The organism is Kribbella turkmenica (assembly GCF_004348725.1).
GTDB lineage: Bacteria > Actinomycetota > Actinomycetes > Propionibacteriales > Kribbellaceae > Kribbella > Kribbella turkmenica.
Genome location: NZ_SMKR01000318.1, coordinates 1 through 2,145 on the forward strand (window position 1 = coordinate 1; position 2,145 = coordinate 2,145).

At 69.1% G+C, this 2,145-nt stretch carries 1 protein-coding gene; it reads right to left on the minus strand.

The features are described 5' to 3' along the window. Window positions 1–793: 793 nt before the first annotated feature. The gene (locus E1218_RS35540; RefSeq protein ID WP_325052881.1) at window positions 794–1,729 is read right to left on the minus strand and encodes a ParA family protein; all 936 of its coding nucleotides are present in this window, start codon (window positions 1,727–1,729) and stop codon (window positions 794–796) included. Window positions 1,730–2,145 lie beyond the last annotated feature (416 nt).

Below are 2,145 nucleotides of genomic sequence, written 5' to 3' on the forward strand. Positions count from 1 at the left end.
CCGTGATTTTCAAGGTCATCCTCCGGCCCGGAGCATCTCTCGACGGCTCCTGCCGTTTCACGTGAAACCGCAGTGCAGCGACCCGGTCGACCGCAGGCCGACCCATCCGACCTGTCGACTCAAGCCCATGCCGGCCCGACCGTCGCACTACGATGCATCCCGCCGATTCGTCTTGCCACCACGCAGCACCGGCAACGCAGCCCGGACACCCGACCCGCCCGAGGTCTGGTCGAGCGCGTTAGCGCGCTCCGTACGAGTCCGCCGCCCGAACGTCATTTCTGAACACTCGTGGTACGCGTGTTCGTACTCCACCGCCCGTCAGGTCCACAGCCCGCGCCACCGGTCGCTGCGGGTGGACCTGTCACACCGGCAACCAACGCCCGTAGCAGTGCCGCGCCACTCGCTCCGGACAGCCTCGTGACGCACTCATGCCGCGCATCGTCTACTGGCTACTCACGCCCGTGGCCCACGTCCAAGGAGTTGGGTCCGATCACGCGGCGAGCCGAGGATTTCGCCGCACCGAGGACGCACCGCTATGCGGCTGGAGGTTCCCGGCGATCCTCTCTTGCCCGGCACCCGTCCTTCTTGGACCGGCTGAGCATCCATCGGTGCCGGCAGCCGCCCGAGGGCCGGGTCAGCGCGGTCGTGGTGGTGCGCATGCCGGCCAGCCTGCAGCCGTTGACTTCGCCGTTGCCGCGCGGCCAGCGCGGCCGCCACCCGGCAGGTGGTGGGGCATGGGGTCGACATGCGAAGCGCCGGCCGAGGGGTCGGCCGGCGCTGGGGTGGCGATGGGTCAGGCGTTGTTCCGCATGGCTATTTCTCGGGAGGCTTCCAGGTAGGAGAGGGCTCCGGCGGAGGCTGGGTCGTAGGCCAGGACTGTTTGACCGTGGCTGGGAGCCTCGGAGATGCGGACGGAACGGGGGACGGCGGTGCGGAGGACGGCGTCGCGGAAGTGGCCGCGGACCTCGGCGGCGACTTCGCCGGCCAGTTTGGTGCGGGCGTCGTACATGGTGAGCAGAATCGTCGAGACGTCCAGGCCCGGGTTCAGGTGGGACTTCACCATGTCGATGTGACGGAGAAGCTGGGAGAGCCCCTCGAGGGCGTAGTACTCGCTCTGGATCGGGACCAGCACCTCGCGGGCGGCAGTGAGGGCGTTCACGGTGAGCAGGCCGAGGGACGGCGGGCAGTCGATGAAGACGTAGTCGTACTTCTCGCCGGCGGCCTCGGTCTCGGCCAGGTGCGCGTCGAGGACGCGCTTCAGCCGGCTCTCGCGGGCGACAATGCTGACGAGCTCGATCTCGGCGCCGGCCAGGTCGATCGTGGCCGGGACGACCTGGATACCGGGGTGCTCGGCGCACGGCTGCAGGAGCTTGCCGAGGGACTCGCCCTCGATGATCGCCTCGTAGACGCCCGGGGTGCCCTCGGAGTGGTCGATGCCCAGGGCGGTCGACGCGTTGCCCTGCGGGTCCAGGTCGATGACGAGGATGCGGGCGCCGTACAAGGCGAGTCCGGCCGCGACGTTCACGGTCGTCGTCGTCTTGCCTACGCCGCCCTTCTGGTTCGCGACCACGAACACTCGGGTTTCGGCGGGCAGCGGGAACTCCCGGCCCATCGTGCGTCCTTCATTCACCAGCAGGGTCCGTTCGGTGGCGGCGGCGATCGGAGTCTCGAGAAGTCGTCGCTGAAGCTCGTCCGACGTGGCCCGCGCGGCGATCTGTGCGGCAGTCATAGCGCCCATTCCGATAGGTGCGGGACTTGGCCCGAAGAGGATGTCAGTTGGGGTCGGGGCGGGTCTGCCCCCAGCTTCGTCCACAGGCCTCTGTGGACGAATTCCCGTGTGCGGGGGCAGTTTCAGGGGGTCGTCATCCACAGGTCGTGGAGACTCGTCGAAGTCGTGGTCGCCGTCCACCAGGGACGCCGATTCGTGCTCGCCACCATCTTCTCGCGGCTGCTCCGTTCCACGTGAAACGGGCGCTGCTTCGGTCGACGGGGCAGAGTCGAGACCAGCAACTGCGACCGCTCGGAGGGCAGAGCTGTCGAGCGCTGTCGACGGCGCGTTCAGGGCCGACGGCTCGGCAGCGGGGTCCGGAGCGGTCGACTCGGCCGGCGTTTCGGCGGGGGTCGAGCGCGAGGCGGGCTCGGACC